This window comes from Sphingomonas sp. P4_G2 (assembly GCF_056401155.1).
The window spans coordinates 63,168-77,357 of the sequence record NZ_JBFUJY010000006.1; the positions used below are offsets into that span (position 1 = coordinate 63,168).

The following is a 14,190-nucleotide window of genomic DNA, read 5'->3' on the forward strand; positions in this document are numbered from 1 at the left end:
ATGGACGCCGCAACCCGGCCCCGCCTTCATCCGCGGCCGCTCGGCCCGGAATCGGACGTCGACGAATCGACATTGATCGATCTGCGGCGAATCGGCCGCATCCTCCGCCGGCGCGCGCTGCTGATCGCGATCATCCTGGTCTGCGCCATGCTGATCGCGGCCATCGCCTACATGCTCGTGCAGCGACGCTATGTCGCAACCGCGCAGGTGGCGCTCGAGCGAACCGCCGAAAAGGTCATCGCCGAGGACCAGGTGACGCCTACCGTCGATCCCGATTCGGCGGCAGTCGATACCGAGGTCCAGGCGCTGCAATCGCCCGCGCTGATCGGCCAGGTGGTCGACACACTGCGGCTCGATCGCAATCCCGATTTCAACGGCCACATGGTGCTTCCCGCTGCGGCAAACGCAAAGCCCGACCCGCTGGCCCGTGCCCGCGCGATCGGCAACATGTTCGGCAATTTGACGATCAAGCGCGATGGCTTGTCCTACGCGATCAGTATCTCGTTTGAAGCAACATCGCCGGTGGTCGCCGCGCAGGTCGTGAACACGCTTGCCCAGACCTATGTCTCAGGTCAGGTCAATACCAAGTCCGGCGCGACCAAGCGCGCCAGCCAGTTCCTCGAAGGGCGGTTGCAGGAAATGCGCGGCCAGGTGCTGACGGCGGAGAAGGCGGTCGCCGATTTCCGTGCGGCGAACAGTCTTTTCGCGGTGTCGAACCAGAGTGCGACAAGCCAGTCGACAAGCCAGGAAGCCTTGTCCAATCTTTCCACCCAGCTCGCGCAGGCGCAGGCTGAAAGCGCCGCCGCGCAAGCGCGTCTGTCGACTGCGCGCGCGCAACTCGCGCGCGGAAAGAGTGGCGACGAACTCGGCGAGTCGCTGGATTCGCCCGTCATCAGCGCGCTTCGCGGGCAGCGCGCCGAGATCGGCCGCGACGTTGCCAGCCTCGAAAAGCGATATGGCCCGCTTCATCCCGATCTTCAGCGGGCGCAGCGGGCGATGGCGAATACCGATGCGCAGATCGCCGCCGAGGTCAGCCGCATCGTCGCCAATACTTCGATCCAGGCCAATATCGCCAGCCAGCGTGCCGCTTCGCTCCAGGGATCGATCAACCGCGCCGAAGGTAAATTGGCAGCGGATAACAATGCCACGGTGAGGTTGAACGAACTGGAGCGCAACGCCGATTCGGCGCGCACGCTCTACCGGTCGTTCCTCGACCGCTATCGCCAGACAATCGCGCAGGCAGGTCTGGAACAGAGCGACAGTTATATCGTCGCCGCGGCGCGCGTCCCGGCGTCGCCGAGCGCGCCCAATTTGCTGATCTTCGGCGCGGCGGGATTGGTCGGCGGGATCGGCATCGCGACATTGGTCGTGCTGCTGCTCCAGCTGCTCGAACGTGGCGTCGAGACGAGCGAGGCGATCGAGCGGAAGCTCGGGTTACCGGCGCTGGCGTCGATCCCAGACGCGGCGACGCTGCCGGAATATAAAAAGAAGGGACTTCCCGCGCCGCCGATGGAACTCGTCGTGCAACGGCCGCAATCGTTGTTGGCGGAGGCTTTTCGCTCGCTCAGAACATCGATCTCGTTCGCGCTTCCCCACCAGAAGCACCGCATCATCGCGATTGCCTCTTCGGTACCCGGCGAAGGCAAGACGACGACCGCGATCTGCCTGGCGCGATCGGCCGCCGCTGCGGGCGTGAAGACCTTGCTGGTCGATTGCGACCCTCGCCGCCGCGCGACGAGCCGGCAGTTCGGCGGCAATGTGAAGGTTGGACTCAACGAGCTGCTAAGGGGAAGCGCGTCGCTCGATCAGGTCCTGGTCCAGGATCCGGCGACCGGCGCCTGGCTGCTGCCGCAGCGGGTCGATGCGGACGATCTGACCCTGACCGAGGGCGGGCGCTTCGCAGCACTGCTGACGCAATTGCGCGAACGTTTCGATCTGATCCTGCTCGACACGGCGCCATTGCTGGCGATCGACGAGGCGCGCGTCGTCGCCAGCATGGCCGACGGCGTCGTGTTCTTGCTGCGTTGGCGTAAAACCGCCGCGAAGGCCGCAGAAATCGCTCTCGACCGGCTCGCCGATGTCGACGCGAACGTGATCGGCGTCGCGCTGACTCAGGTCAATGTGGTCGAGCAGGCGCGCGCCGGGTTCGGCGATGCCGGCTATTACTACAAGGACGTTGAAAGCTACCACACAGCCTGAACGAGCACCGACGTGAACGAAGCCTCCAGTTTCGGCCCGTCCTTCGGGCTGCAGATCCTCGTTCCCGTCACGATGCTCCTGCTCGTGCCGCTCGCCATCGCCTATGTGCGATCGGGCAGCACCGCGGCGCGTTTCGTGCTGGTTGCGCTGTGGCTGCGCTATATTGCCGGTGCGTATCATCTCTGGATGTTTCGCCCCATCGCCGCGGGCCTTTCCGGCAATGCGGTCGTGTCGATCGCGACCACCGGCATCGGGCTGCTGTTCGTGGTCCGCTTCGCCAATCTGGCGATTCGCTGGCTCTTGCCGGTTTATCTGATGATGGCGCTCGTGCTGGTCAGCGCTGTTCTCAATCATGACCCGAGCGGCGCGATCAACGCCGTCGTCAAATATCTCTATTTCGCCGTCATCGCGCTGGCGGTGCTCCAGGCGCATCGGCGCGATCCCGAGGGGCATTTCATCGGCTGGCTGATGGTCGCTTTCCTGCCGCTGACCGTGTTCCAGTTTCTGTCGGTCGTGCTCCATTTGCCCAAGGGGTCCGAACTCGACGGCGGCCTGGTATGGATCGGCGGCTACAACCATGAGGCGGCCTTTTCGGTCGCGCTGGTGGCGGGGTTCGTCGTCGGGTGCTTCGCCCGCGCCGCGCATCCCCTTCCCCGGGTGATTTTCCTGCTAGCGATGCTCGTCGGCATCCAGCTCGCCGGGTATCGCACCGCTATCTTCGCGATGGGGCCGCTCGCGGTGGCGACATTGTGGATCGGCATCACCACCAGCGTCCGACGCGACCAGCGTCCCTTCATGGCGGGAGTCGGCGCCGCCCTCGCCGTGCTCCTGGTCGGGGTCGCGGTCGTCTTCTACGCCGACAAGTTCGCCGACATCGCGACTATCGCTGCCAATCCTGGCGCGCTGATCAAGCCCCCGAGAGAGTTTACCTGGGCCGACAAGCAGGTGTTGTCGGCACGCGCCTATATCTGGAGCAGCTATATCTATGCCTGGAAGGAAGGCGGCCCGGTCCAGCATCTGTTCGGGTTCGGGCCGGAGAGCTGGGAAGGATTGTTCAAGGTCTATCCGCACAACACCCTGGTCGGAACGGTGTACGAACTCGGGCTGGTCGGCGTTCTGGGCATGCTGTCGCTGTGGCTGACGATGCTGTGGGTGGCGATAAATGCGAAGGGCGAGCGCCTGATGCTGATCGCGGCGCACGCGTCGTTCCTGCTGCTCAACATGGCGACGATGCCGTTCTGGCAGGTCGAGGGACTCGGTCTCTACGGCTTCCTGTGCGGCTATACGATGTACCGGGCGCGCGCCCTCGCCTCACCGCGGCGAGAGGCTATCGCCGTTCGATCAGCGGATTGGCGCCCGGCACCATCCTGAAGCCGGGATTCTGCTCGAGAAAGGTATCCACGGCGGTGCGGCAGCCGGGATAATCGTGGTAATCGTCGATCACGATCACGCCATGCTCCGACAATTTCGGCGCGACGGCGTTGAGGCAATAGAGCACCGGATCGTGCCAATCGCAGTCGATATGCGCGAAGGCCACGCGCTCGACGTCGAGCGTGGGCCAAGTCTCCTCGAAAAGACCCTTTGCCAGCCGGACCTGGCGGCCATCGACCGGCGCATCGACGCTGGCGAGAACCTGGCCGACATGATCGAGCAGGTCGTCGCGATAGCCGTAATAGACGTCGCCGCCGATCCCGGTCGCCTCGCCGGCCGCGATCACGGCATAGCGTTCGCGCGATTTGGCATCGTCATGCTCGGAGGTGGGCGGCGGAATGGTGGCGAAGACGTCCAGGCCGACGAAGCGCGTATCGGCGCGCCGCGCGGCCTGGGCGATCAACGCGGCTGTCCCGCCGAGCGCGACGCCGAATTCGAGATAGTCGCCCGCGACGCGGCGCTGCCCAAGCCGGCGCAACGCCGCCTCGATCCGGACGAGCTTGACCGGGCGCAGATAAGTCAGCCCTTCGCGCCGCATGCGTTTTGCGACGGGGCTGAGGCGGAACAGCATCCAGCGGCGGACGATGCGGTTACGAAGCGACATGGCGCATTTCCTTCCGGGTGGTCGCGGCAAGCGCCAGGTCGATCGCGGACTCGCGCGACGTCGCGCGGGACAGGCCGGCATAATCGGCGGTCCATTGATCGGCGAACCCGGCGACCTTGCCATAGCTATTGTCGAGCAGCACGTGGGGGATATCGAGCAGCAGCGAGAGGATGTGCGCGTGGAGGCGGTCGGTCACGACCGTGTCGCCCTGGGCCAGCATCGCCAACCCGCGTTTGACTCGCCATTCGGCAAGCACGCGCTGGCGTAACAGCCGTCGCGCCTGCGGATCGCGGACCAAGAGCCGGCGGAGCTTCAGCGTCGCTCGAATCCGGTCCCTCGCCCCCTTATCCTCCTCGAGCCAGTCGTCGGCGATCACGCCCGTCGGCGGCTCGGCATCGGCACCGTTGGCGCGTTCATGGTCGGTGCGCAGCAGCGCGAATACCGGCGCCACGGCGGGTGCGGGCCGAGGTAACCGGCCGAGCATCAGCGCGGCATCCGGACACAGCTCGACTGTGCAATCGAAGCGTGCGCGGGCGAAGGCCAGCGACTTCGCATCGCGGACCAGCAATGTGAAGCGGCCATGGTCGCGGATCGCCGCGGCCATCTCGTCGGCGCGTTCGGGCGCGTCGTAATGGATCGATTGCGGCATCTGCACGATCGCGCGGTCGCGATGGTGCCGCAGCATCTGCAACCGAAACGCCTCGTGCTTCGGCCAGAGCGTTCCGAAATTGCCGCCGCCATGGATCAGGATCGTGCCGTCGCCGAGCGCAGCCGCCATCGCGCCGTCGTCATGGTCGCCCAGCGCGGAGACATAGACGGGCATCCGGCCGGCGCGCCGCAGATAGGCGATCTCACCCAGCCAGATCGCCGAATCCCCGACATTGCTGTGATCGGGGAAATCGACCAGTGCGAGCCGGCCGGGGGGCAGGATGCGACTGAGCGTCGACGCAAAGCGACCGGCGAGGGTAGCGACGACCTGGTCGGCACTGGCAGGGGTCAAATGCGGGCCTTTCTCAAGCGATAAGCACGACCGAGGATCATCGTGCGCCATTCGGGTCCAACCGCGAGAAGGACCGCGGCATAAAGCGCGACGCCGAGCGGCACGAGCATCGCGAGGGTCAGGAATTTGCTGATGCCCGCAACCTCCAGGGCGCGCAGTCCGACGAACAATGCGACTCCCATGACGGTCGAGGCGGCGAGTGGCGCCCGGACTGCCGCGAGCGTCGTTCCGGGTCCGATCCCCGATATGCGATGCAGCAGCCAGACCTGAAGCGGCAGCGTGACATAGGCGCGCGCCACGTAGGAGATTGCCACCGCGAACAGACCGTAAGGCAACGAGGCCAAGGTCAGGACGACGCCGAGCACAAGTTGCGCGGTGGACAACATGATCAGGCTCCGCCCGGCGCCAAGCGCGGACAGCGACGGCGAGGCGAAGAAATTGAGCGTGAAGGGCAACGCCATGAAGGCGAAAATCTGTGCCAGGGCGCCGGCATCGGCCCATTTCGCGCCGAACACGAACGGCACCGCGATCGGCGCGAGCGCGCCGAAGCCGACCAGGGCGGGAAAGGAAATCGCGGCGGCCCGCCCGATCATCCAGCGATAGGCGCGGGCGAGTTCGACGGTGTCGTCCTTCACGCGCGCCAGCGTTTGCGTCGCGACCGTCGTGAAGGGCTGGATCGCGCCGCGGGCGATCAGCTCCACGGTACGCCACGCCGTCCGGTAGACACCGACGGCGGCAAGGCCGATCCCCGCACCGATCGCCATCTCCTGGACGCGGACCGTCGCCAGGAAGATCAGCTGAACATAGATCAGGCTGGCATTGAGCATCAGATTGCCGCGCAGGATCGGCCATTCGAACCGCCATCCCGGGGTCCAGTCATAGGATTGGCGTGACAGGACGACGCCGACCGCTTCGGTCACCAGGCGCTGAATCACCAGCGCCCACAAGCCGAGCCCGTAAAAGGCGGCAAGCACGGCGGCCCCGCCGCCAATCACGCCGCCGACCACCGAGCGCAGCGCGGTCGTGCGATGCCCGAATTCGCGCAGGCGCAGCGCCATGTGAGTCACGCCGAACGAAGCGAGGGGGAGGACCAGGCTCTGCACCGCGAGCGGCAGCGCGATGCCGGGCGCGCCCATCAACTCGGCGATCGGGCGCGACAGCAGGATAATGGCCCCGCACGACAGCAAGGAGAAAGCCTGTTGCGAGCGGTAGATCGTGTCGAGGAACGCCGGCGTCAGCTCGCGGCGTCGAGCGACCGTCTGGAGCAGGCCGGCGGTCGATATAATACGGAATGCCTCGGAGGTGACCGCGATGACCGCGAACGCACCGACTTCGGCACGCGACAGCAATCGTGCCAGCATGACGAAAACGATGAACGACAGCACCTGATCGGACAGGAACCGCACCAGCGTCCAGCCGACCGAGCTCTTGCTCCGCTTGCGGAGCTCGGTGTCGAAACGGGCCTGATCAATATCCAAGGAAGCGCCTCGCCTTCATCATCCGCATGCGGGTGCGTTCCAGCTGCCGCCAGGCGCGCTGGCGCAACGTGTGGAACGCGGGATCGTTCTTGCCCGCAAACCGCGCCGCGCCGATCGCGGACGGCACGGTCGCTTCGAGGATCGGTGCCGGGAACAACGCGAGGTTGCGAACCCCGTGCGCCCAGGATCGATCCATCGCGTCGTCGATCGGCCGCCGAATGACGCGGCATTCGTCGAGGAACGCGCGCGCGCCGGCCAGCGTGATGGCATAGCCCTGCGTGCCGTAGGCCGGGCCGATCAACTCGACCACGGTGCGCGAGTGCTGAAGGAAATCGGTCGCGACGATCCGCTGAAAGGTCGGCCGCTTTGCATAGAGCCGCAGATAATCGAAACCGCGGGCCGCGAGATCCGTCTCAGCCAGGCGCTCGATATAAGCCCAGTCGATAATCGTATCGTCTTCCAGGACGATAGCCTGCGCGACGTCGCGCGCGACCATCTCCTCCCAGATCGAGAAATGGCTGGCGTAACAACCGATCTCGCCGCGGGTCAGAGCACGCCCCTTGTGACGCCGGATCGCCGCCTCGTCGATGGCAAGGCTGTCGGGACGCTGGGTGCAGGCGTCGAAGAACCGCCAGGATAAAGCGGTGTCGCGTGCGCGATCGGAGAATGCGGCGCGGCGCTCGCCGGCGTCGGCCAGCGACACCACGAAGAGCTCGGTTCGCGGGGGCGTGCCGGAGGGCTTCCCTCGCTCAACATGGTCTGGGTCCGACGCCACGCGTTAGGCAGAGATTATTTTGCAGTGCAGCGCAAGACGGCGCTGCGACGACCCGAGCGGCACGAGCGACGGACCCAAAGTCGCAGATCCGAGCTTTTCGCGTCGTCGGCATAATGGGGCATTTCGCCTTCGCAGGTGCAGCAGGACATTGACGCTGACCGCGCGCGGAGGGAGGCAGTGCCCATGCTTGACGTCAGACGAGGAGACGAGTCGTGACGCGTGTCGCGCTGAGCGTCATCGTGCCGGTGTGGAACGGCGAAGCGGTGATCGCGCGCTGCCTCGACGCGCTTGGGCGCCAGACGGCCGATCGCGCGCGTTACGAGATCATCGTGGTCGACAACGGATCGACCGATCGCACCGCGGAGATCGTCCGGGGTTATTCCGGCGTGACCCTGCTCGCCGAACCCAGGCCGGGATCCTATGCTGCGCGCAACACCGCGATCGCCCAGGCCGCGGCGCCGATCATCGCGTTCACCGATGCCGATTGCGTGCCCGATGCCGATTGGCTCGCCACCGCCTTGGTCGCAGCCGAGGCGAATCCCGGGTTCGGCGTCCTCGCGGGCAAAATCGACCTGTTCGAAGAGGGCGCGTCGGGCGCACGAGTCTATGCCGACTATGAAAGGCTGTTCAGCTTTCCGCAGGCGCATGCGGCGCGAGGGAATTGCGCGACCGCCAACTGGATTAGCCGTGCGGAGGTATTGCGTGCGCTGGGCGGGTTCGACGCCAGTCTGAAATCGGGTGGCGATCGGCAGATGGCGTTACGGATCCGCGCCGCGGGCCACCCGCTCATCTATGTCCCCGAGATGGTGGTGCGTCACCCGGTGCGCGCCGACCGCAGCGAATTGGTGCGCAAGCGCCGCCGGCTCAGCGGCGGTCGCTGGGATCGGACCAGCGCTACGCCGCGCCTGGCGCGCGTGCTGGGCGTCACCGCGGTCGACACCGTGCGCCGATTGCGACGCGCGGCGGTCTCGCGGGAATTGCCGCTCGGCCGGCGGCTGGCGGTAATGAAGCTGACGCTTGAGCTGGCGGGAGTCGCGACGCGCGAATTCCTGCGGCTCTCGGGCGGACGCGAGGCGGCGCGCGACTGATGGGAGACGTTCGCTTCTCGGTGGTCATGCCGCTGTACAACAAGGCCGCACATGTCCGCGACGCGATCGACAGCGTCCGCGCACAATCCCACGCGGCCTATGAAATCATCGTGGTCGACAACCGTTCGGCCGACGGGAGCCGCGAGATTGTCGCCGCGGTCGACGACCCACGCATTCGCCTGCTCGATCTCGCGACACCAGGGCCGGGCGGCTATGCCGGACGCAATATCGGGATCGAGGCCGCGCGGGGCGAATGGATCGCCTTTCTCGACGCCGACGATCTATGGGCGCACGACCATCTGGCGCTATTGGCGCAGACTATCGCCGAGGACCCTGGCGTCGCCGCGGTTGCGACTCGGTTCGATCACGTGTTTGCGGACCGGCGTCAGCCGCAGCGCATCGCGGCCCGGCTCGAAAGTCCCGTCACGCTCGATTTCGCCGGCTTCCTCGAAAGCTGGCTGGCGGTGCGCGAATGCCCGATGTGGACCGGTGCGATCGCGATTCGCCGGACGGCCATCCTGGCGGCGGGCGGATTCCCTCACGGCAAGGCCGTGCGCGGCGGCGACAAGGACCTGTGGTTGCGCGTCCTCCGCAAGGGCCGGTTGCGCTATTCGCCCGTGATCAGCGCCGACTTCCATCGCGACTCCGAGAACAAGGTCAGCAAGTCGACCACGACGCTCGGCCTGCCCCTCATCGTGACGACGGTGCGCGGCATGATCCCGACCGCCAACCGGCGCGAAGCCGCACTATTACGGCGGCTGGCGAACCAGGAGATCGCGCATTACGCGCGCTATGCGATGAAGCATCCGGGCCGCACCGCGATCCGCGCGCGCGACGTCTATCTGCCCGAAGGATGGACGACCGCGGCGCTGGTGCTCGCTGCGCGCGCGATCCCGGCGGCGGTCCGGCAACGCGGACATGAGCTGCGCAGCCGGTGGAGCGCGCAGGCTTGACCATCCTTGCCAATATCGGTCGGCTGATGATCGCCGGCGCCGCGATCGCGGCGTGGCTCGCCATCCTCGGGGCATGGCTTCCGAGCCTGGACGTGCTCGCGTCGTTCGTGCCGCTGTTCGCCGTGGCGCTGGCGGTCGGGCTCCTGATCGCGCGGCGACGCGTCCGCTGGACCTTGCCGCTCGCGGCGATCGGCATCGTACCGATGGCGATGGCGGCGACGCCGGAAATCGTTCGGACGATCCCCGCCGCGCCCAAGGGGGCACGCGAAGTGCGCGTTCTGACCCATAATGTCTGGGTCGACAACGCGTCCCCCGCCGCGACCGGCGCGGCGATCGCGGGGACGGATGCCGACATCGTGCTGTTGCAGGAGACGTCGCGCGCACGCGACGCGCTGGTCACGGCGACCGCTGGCCGCTTTCCCTATCGCACGGCGTGCCCCGGCGGCGGCTGCGGCCTGGCGATCCTCTCGCGCTGGCCGATCCGCGCTTCGGGCTATTTCCTGAAGGATGCGCATGGACAGAAGTTCGGACCGCCGCTGCTCTGGGCCGAGATCGCCGTGCCCGGGAGCGCGCCGGTGACGGTTGCCACGCTACATTATCCGCGGCCGATTCCCGCCAACCGACAGGCCGCAGCGCGCGCCGCGCTTGCCGCCGCCTTGGCCCGCATCGATCGCGGCGGCCTGATCATCGGAGGCGATATGAACCTGACGCCGTGGAGCGCCGCGATGCGCGCGCAGGATGCGGCGTTCGCGCCACTGACGCGGATGACGCGCGCAGTCTGGAGCTGGCCGCGCACTCTGCCCTTCCTGCCGATCGATCAGCTCTATGCCGGCCCGGCCTGGGGCCTGGTGCGCGCCGATCGCCTCGCGGCGACCGGCTCCGACCATTTCCCCATTCTCGTGACGCTGGGGCGCCGATGACGCCTCGTGTGATCCTGCTGGCCGGTCTGATCAATGCCGCGATTACCGGCCCCGCCTTCGCGCAGGTATCGGATGCGACCGACAGCGTCGGCCAGGCCCCGCCGTCGAGCGCGTTCGGCCGCGACCGCAACGTCAGCGTCATGGAGCGCGAACATCCCGACTACGACCCGGCCCCGGTCCATGTCGGCGTCCTCGAGCTCACGCCGTCGGTGGCGATCGGCACCGGGTATGACGACAATTTGTACGCGGTGAACGCACCGCGCATCGGCGACGCCTATCTCCATGTCGTCCCGCGGTTGAAGATCGTCCGCCCGTCGCCCAATTTGAAGCTGACGCTGAACGGCGAGTTCGATCTGACGCGCTACGCATCGCGCATCAGCGAAAACCAGACCAACTACCGCCTCGACGGCAGTGCCCATTACGTCATCAGCAACGACACGACGCTCGATCTGACCGGGCTCTACGGCCGCTTTGCCCAAGAGCGTACCGAGCCCGATTCTCCTGCGCTAGTGCAGCGTCCGATCCGCTTCACGATCAGCGAAGCGAGCGGAGCAGTGACGCATGTCTTCAACCGATTGCGCGTGCGCGGGGTGCTGGACGTCGAAAATCGCAATTACCGGAACGGCAGCGATGCCCTTGGCAACGTCGTCGATGAGGATTTTCGCGACCGCACGACGGTAACCGGTACCGGCATCGTCGAATACGCGCTCAGCCCGAGCATTTCGCTGTTCGGTGTGGGATCGTACAATATCCGCGATTACCGCACCCGGATCGGACCGGTTCCGGCGCGCGACTCGCAAGGGTATGAGGCCGCCGTGGGATCGAGTTTCGAACTCGGTGCCAAAATCCGCGGGTCGCTGCGCGTCGGCTATCTTCAGCAGAATTATCGCGACCCGTTCTTCGCGGATATCAGCGGCGTGCTGGTGCGGGGCGATGTCGAATATTTCCTGACGCCGCTCGTCACGCTCACCGCGACGGTCGATCGCCGCGTCAACGAGACCGGAATCCTGGGGGCCGCCGGCTATCTCTCGACCACCATGTCGCTTCGCGCCGACTATGAACTGCTGCGCAATTTGATCCTGAGCGCGAGCGTCGAAAAGGAAGCGCGCGACTTCAACAATATCGATCGCAATGACGACCGCTGGAACTACCGCGCATCCGGGACATACCGGCTCAGCCCACGAATAGCGCTCCGCGCGGATGTGTTGCGTCGCAGTCAGTCCAGCTCCGGTCTCTTGTCCGGCCGCGATTACGAGAAGATGCGCGTGTCGTTCGGCGTGACGCTATCAGGTTTGTAGGGCACCGCCGACGGTCGGCTGCGCCTTTTCCCGCATTTGTCCGGGATAGGCATCGGCGCAGGCGGCCAACAGCGCCTCAGGCGCCATCCGGTTGATATAGCCTTCCGATCCCTGGTCGGAAATAAGCTTGGCCGGAATCCCGACGACCACGCCGCGGTCAGGCACGTCTTTGGTGACGACGGCATTGACGCCGATTGCCGCCTCTTCGCCGACATTGATGCCGCCGATGATCTTCGCGCCGGATCCCAGGAAGCTGCGGTCGCCGATCACCGGCGCCCCCTTGCGCGCGCCGCGGTTCATATAGCCGAGCACGACTCCGTGGGTCAGGTTGACGTTGCTCCCCAGCACCGCATCGCCGTGAATGTAGAAACCGCCGAAACGGTTGAGGAACAGCCCCGGCCCGATCTCGGTATATTCGGGAATCGCGAAACCGTATTTGTAGCGCGCGCGCAGGAGCATCAGCTTTGACAGCGGATAGAGGCCGAACGCCTTAGCCGGCTTGCGCTTCAGCCACCCGCAGGTGCGCATCAGCACGGTATATTTGTACCCCGGCGTGAAGGCATAATGCCGCAGGAAGCTCTTCAGATCGACCCGACCGGCATAGCGGTAGAGGTCGGCGGCAAGCAGCGCCTTGAGCTTCGTGAAGCTGACTGCGCAACCGCGCAGATGCGGCTCTCCCGTTTCCTGCATCAGAAATACCGCTCGGAGAAGCGCACCGTGTCGCCGGGCATGATCGCGAAGTCGGCGGTCAGCGGATATTCGGTTTCGCCCGCCTCGCCTGCGCGCTTGACGAACACCTTTTTCTGGTTGGCGCGATAGGTGAAGCCGTCCGCCTTCGCGACCGCCCCGCGGATCGTGAGGCCCGGCGTATAGGGATATTCGCCGGGCTTCTGCACCTCGCCCAGAACGTAGATGGGACGGAAGGTCAGCACTTCGACCGCCACCTTGGGATTGAGCAGATAACCCGCGCCAAGCTTGGCTTCGAGCGCGCCCGCCAGCGCGGCCGGGTCGAGCCCCGCGGCCTGCACGTCGCCGATCAGCGGGAAGGCGAGGGTGCCCGCGGGAGTTACCTGGAACTCGCCGGTCAGCGTCGGCTCGCCATAGGTCGTCACCTTCACCTTATCGCCGGCTGCCAGCTTCATCGCGTCGACCGCGGGCGGGGGACCGCCGCCGGCGACCGGGGTCTGCCCGACACAGGCAGAGAGAAACAGAAGGGCCAGAGCGAGCAGAAGCTTCATCGCGCGATTCCTGAGGACAGGGGATAGGGAGACGCGGGCGAGCCGCTGGTTCGAGGGGGTTGCAGTGCGGCGTCGATACGGCGCCAATAACGTTCGGTCGCCTGGGCGACGCCATAATCGAGCGAGCGCCGGCGGGCAGCGTCGGCCGCGGCGGTACGGCGCGGTTCGCTCGCGACTTCGCGCAAGGCCGACGCGAAAGCGGCAACGTCGTTCGGCGGCACCAGCGCGCCGGCGGGAACCTGGCGCGCATCGACTATCGATTCGCGCGGCAGATCGGCGAGGATCTCCGACGGTCCGGATGCGCAATTGGTGGCGACCACCGGCAATCCGCAGGCCATTGCCTCGACCAGGCCGTTGGGAAAGCCTTCGGCATTGGACGGCATCGCGAACAGCCGCGCGCGCGCCAGTACTGCGAAGGGATTGGCGACGAAACCGGGCAGCAACACGCGCTCCGACAGTCCCTTTGCCGCGATCTGCGCTTCCAGCGACGCGCGTTCGGGCCCTTCGCCCATGATGACGAGCCGATGCGGCAGACCGGACGCGGCGAACGCATCGACGAGCAGCGCGAAATTCTTGTTGGGGACGAGCCTGCCGGCCGCCACCACATAATCGCCGTCGATCGCCAATGGGCTGGGCGCAGCGGCCTGAGCCGCGATCGCGTCATGGTCGACCGGATTGGCGATCGCGCTGACGCAATCGCGCGCGACCCCGAAATTCTGCACCAGGTCGTCGACCACACCATCCGATACCGCGATGACGTGTCGCGCGCGTGGGTAGGCGAAGCGCACCATCGCACGCGCGGCGATCGCGCCCGCGCCGCTGCCCAGATGCGCGCTGGTATTGACCCGCTCGCTGATCAGCCACGGCCGTCCGCGCCCGGCCATCGCAATGGCGGTGGCCACATTGGCACGGGTCAGGAAGGCGAGCGCGGTGTCGGGGTTCAGCCGGGCTACCAGCCGACGCAATTGCGCGATGCTCGCGCCCAACCGGTGCCGCGCGTCGAGCTGGGTGACGGTGATCCACTCCGGAACGGCGTAAGCGCGCGGCTCGTCGTCGAGCAGCGCGAGATGCACGTCATAGCGATCCCGCCACGGCGCCGACGCGCCAAGGATCGTCGTGAGCACACGTTCCGCCCCGCCGCCGGCGAGCGAATTGATGACGAACAGGATCGTCGCCTTTGCGGCCATGTATCCTCACGTTCGGCGC

13 protein-coding genes are annotated in these 14,190 nt (G+C 66.4%); 6 read left to right on the plus strand and 7 right to left on the minus strand.

Annotated elements, in window-relative coordinates; genetic code table 11:
- A complete protein-coding gene (locus AC1DRD_RS17020; RefSeq protein WP_478042259.1) occupies window positions 1-2,199 on the plus strand; it encodes a GumC family protein in 2,199 nt (732 codons plus the stop codon).
- A 12-nt stretch (window positions 2,200-2,211) separates the two neighbouring features.
- A complete protein-coding gene (locus AC1DRD_RS17025; RefSeq protein WP_478042260.1) occupies window positions 2,212-3,570 on the plus strand; it encodes a hypothetical protein in 1,359 nt (452 codons plus the stop codon).
- On the opposite strand, the gene AC1DRD_RS17030 is transcribed toward AC1DRD_RS17025, so the two are convergent.
- Genes AC1DRD_RS17030 through AC1DRD_RS17045 form a run of 4 tightly spaced genes read right to left on the minus strand, consistent with a single transcriptional unit; the run spans window position 3,527 to window position 7,418 of the window.
- The gene (locus AC1DRD_RS17030) at window positions 3,527-4,234 is read right to left on the minus strand and encodes a TylF/MycF/NovP-related O-methyltransferase (RefSeq protein ID WP_478042261.1); all 708 of its coding nucleotides are present in this window, start codon (window positions 4,232-4,234) and stop codon (window positions 3,527-3,529) included. The genes AC1DRD_RS17025 and AC1DRD_RS17030 overlap by 44 nt on opposite strands.
- On the minus strand, window positions 4,221-5,234 hold the full coding sequence (locus AC1DRD_RS17035) for a polysaccharide pyruvyl transferase family protein (RefSeq protein ID WP_478042262.1): 1,014 nt from the start codon (window positions 5,232-5,234) through the stop codon (window positions 4,221-4,223). Before AC1DRD_RS17035 ends, AC1DRD_RS17030 begins: the two co-directional genes overlap by 14 nt.
- A complete protein-coding gene (locus AC1DRD_RS17040; protein WP_478029725.1) occupies window positions 5,231-6,712 on the minus strand; it encodes an oligosaccharide flippase family protein in 1,482 nt (493 codons plus the stop codon). Before AC1DRD_RS17040 ends, AC1DRD_RS17035 begins: the two co-directional genes overlap by 4 nt.
- The gene (locus AC1DRD_RS17045; RefSeq protein ID WP_478042263.1) at window positions 6,702-7,418 is read right to left on the minus strand and encodes a glycosyltransferase family 25 protein; all 717 of its coding nucleotides are present in this window, start codon (window positions 7,416-7,418) and stop codon (window positions 6,702-6,704) included. The genes AC1DRD_RS17040 and AC1DRD_RS17045 overlap by 11 nt, the downstream gene beginning before the upstream one ends.
- 281 nt (window positions 7,419-7,699) lie before the next feature.
- Here AC1DRD_RS17045 and AC1DRD_RS17050 point away from each other — a divergent pair, with 281 nt between their 5' ends.
- From AC1DRD_RS17050 to AC1DRD_RS17065, 4 genes are read left to right on the plus strand one after another with little or no spacing between them, the layout of a single operon-like run.
- Complete coding sequence (locus AC1DRD_RS17050) at window positions 7,700-8,575, plus strand: glycosyltransferase family 2 protein (protein ID WP_478029723.1); 876 nt, start codon at window positions 7,700-7,702, stop codon at window positions 8,573-8,575.
- Window positions 8,575-9,528, plus strand: coding sequence for a glycosyltransferase family 2 protein (locus AC1DRD_RS17055; protein ID WP_478042264.1), 954 nt, complete (start codon window positions 8,575-8,577; stop codon window positions 9,526-9,528). Before AC1DRD_RS17050 ends, AC1DRD_RS17055 begins: the two co-directional genes overlap by 1 nt.
- Entirely contained in the window at window positions 9,525-10,448 is a 924-nt protein-coding gene (locus tag AC1DRD_RS17060; RefSeq protein WP_478042265.1) for an endonuclease/exonuclease/phosphatase family protein, read from the plus strand. The genes AC1DRD_RS17055 and AC1DRD_RS17060 overlap by 4 nt, the downstream gene beginning before the upstream one ends.
- Window positions 10,445-11,746: an outer membrane beta-barrel protein gene (locus AC1DRD_RS17065; protein ID WP_478042266.1), complete on the plus strand. Its 1,302-nt coding sequence runs from the start codon at window positions 10,445-10,447 to the stop codon at window positions 11,744-11,746. Before AC1DRD_RS17060 ends, AC1DRD_RS17065 begins: the two co-directional genes overlap by 4 nt.
- Here the strand turns inward: AC1DRD_RS17065 and AC1DRD_RS17070 are convergent.
- The 3 genes from AC1DRD_RS17070 to AC1DRD_RS17080 are packed head-to-tail and all read right to left on the minus strand — an operon-like array spanning window position 11,735 to window position 14,171.
- Window positions 11,735-12,436 (minus strand): serine O-acetyltransferase, encoded by a 702-nt coding sequence (locus AC1DRD_RS17070; RefSeq protein WP_478029719.1) that lies wholly within the window; start codon window positions 12,434-12,436, stop codon window positions 11,735-11,737. The two genes, AC1DRD_RS17065 and AC1DRD_RS17070, sit on opposite strands and share 12 nt — an antisense overlap.
- Complete coding sequence (locus tag AC1DRD_RS17075; RefSeq protein ID WP_478042267.1) at window positions 12,436-12,984, minus strand: polysaccharide biosynthesis/export family protein; 549 nt, start codon at window positions 12,982-12,984, stop codon at window positions 12,436-12,438. The genes AC1DRD_RS17070 and AC1DRD_RS17075 overlap by 1 nt, the downstream gene beginning before the upstream one ends.
- Window positions 12,981-14,171, minus strand: a complete 1,191-nt coding sequence (locus AC1DRD_RS17080; protein WP_478042268.1) for a glycosyltransferase — start codon at window positions 14,169-14,171, stop codon at window positions 12,981-12,983. Before AC1DRD_RS17080 ends, AC1DRD_RS17075 begins: the two co-directional genes overlap by 4 nt.
- Between the last annotated feature and the right edge of the window lie 19 nt (window positions 14,172-14,190).

Coding starts and splice junctions, on each gene's coding strand:
- AC1DRD_RS17020 (WP_478042259.1), top strand. CDS start 1: ATGGACGCCGCAACCCGGCCCCGCCTTCATCCGCGGCCGCTCGGCCCG.
- AC1DRD_RS17030 (WP_478042261.1), bottom strand. CDS start 4,234: ATGTCGCTTCGTAACCGCATCGTCCGCCGCTGGATGCTGTTCCGCCTC.
- AC1DRD_RS17055 (WP_478042264.1), top strand. CDS start 8,575: ATGGGAGACGTTCGCTTCTCGGTGGTCATGCCGCTGTACAACAAGGCC.
- AC1DRD_RS17065 (WP_478042266.1), top strand. CDS start 10,445: ATGACGCCTCGTGTGATCCTGCTGGCCGGTCTGATCAATGCCGCGATT.
- AC1DRD_RS17070 (WP_478029719.1), bottom strand. CDS start 12,436: ATGCAGGAAACGGGAGAGCCGCATCTGCGCGGTTGCGCAGTCAGCTTC.
- AC1DRD_RS17075 (WP_478042267.1), bottom strand. CDS start 12,984: ATGAAGCTTCTGCTCGCTCTGGCCCTTCTGTTTCTCTCTGCCTGTGTC.
- AC1DRD_RS17080 (WP_478042268.1), bottom strand. CDS start 14,171: ATGGCCGCAAAGGCGACGATCCTGTTCGTCATCAATTCGCTCGCCGGC.